This is a genomic window from Streptomyces sp. MBT65 (assembly GCF_016612545.1).
In the GTDB taxonomy this organism is placed as follows: Bacteria; Actinomycetota; Actinomycetes; order Streptomycetales; family Streptomycetaceae; genus Streptomyces.
Genome location: NZ_JAENRY010000679.1, coordinates 1 through 869 on the forward strand (window position 1 = coordinate 1; position 869 = coordinate 869).

The 869-nt window shown below is 73.1% G+C and carries 1 pseudogene; it reads right to left on the reverse strand.

What is annotated here, in order from left to right:
• Positions 1–869, reverse strand: a pseudogene (locus JHN63_RS51535) (ATP-dependent helicase HrpB); the annotation flags it as partial.

Consider the following 869-nt stretch of genomic DNA (forward strand, 5'->3'; position numbering starts at 1 on the left):
CGCCCCAACTCCGGCTCCAACCACTCGTCCACGCGTGCGTGCAGCGCGTCGTCGGACACGTCGGGCCAGGGCGCCCCGACGTTCAGGTACAGGAACGCGAGCCGCTGCCGCAGCACTTGGGCATCGGGGGACCACCGCAGCAACCCGAACCCTTCCTGCCGCAGCCCTTCGACAAGCGCCTCCCGTACGGCGACGCGGTCGGCGTCCCGCAGCGGCCGCACCGCCAACTCGACCGCCCCGAGCCGCTCGACGCGCCGGGCCACGACGTCACCGCCGGCCCAGTGCACCTCGTCCACCTCGCTGAGCAGCGCCCCGGCCGCGAACCGGGCGACGTCCTCGTCGACCACCGCCCCGAGCTGCACGCGCGCGTGCCCTTTGCCGATGGGGCGGTCGGCCGCGGCGATGGCGATCCAAGGGGCGCCGCGGAGAGGGCTGTTGTCGCGGAGTTCGGCGCGGGTGCCGGAGACGAGGAGGTAGGAACCGCCGTCGGCCTTGGCGACACGTTCGGGATAGGCGAGCGCGGCGACGAGGCCTACGAGGGCGTCGTCGCGTACGGCAGCTGCCGAGGCTTCGACGGTTCCCTTCATCGGTACCGGGTTTCGGGTGGGTGCGTGGGGAGATTCTGTTGCTACGGCCCGCAGCCGCCGAACCTCCGTACGCCACCGCGCCGCATAGGCGTCACCCCCACGCCGAGCGAGCCGCAAAGCCCCGGCAAGATCATCGCCGTACTCCCGCGGAGCCTCCTCGCTGAGCAGTGCGACAACCTCGGCGCCGGCCGGACCCGAGTCCAACAACGCCCGCCCCAGCCGAGGATGCAGGCCCAGCCGGGCCAACTGCACACCCCGTGACGTGGCCCGCCCACCCGAGTC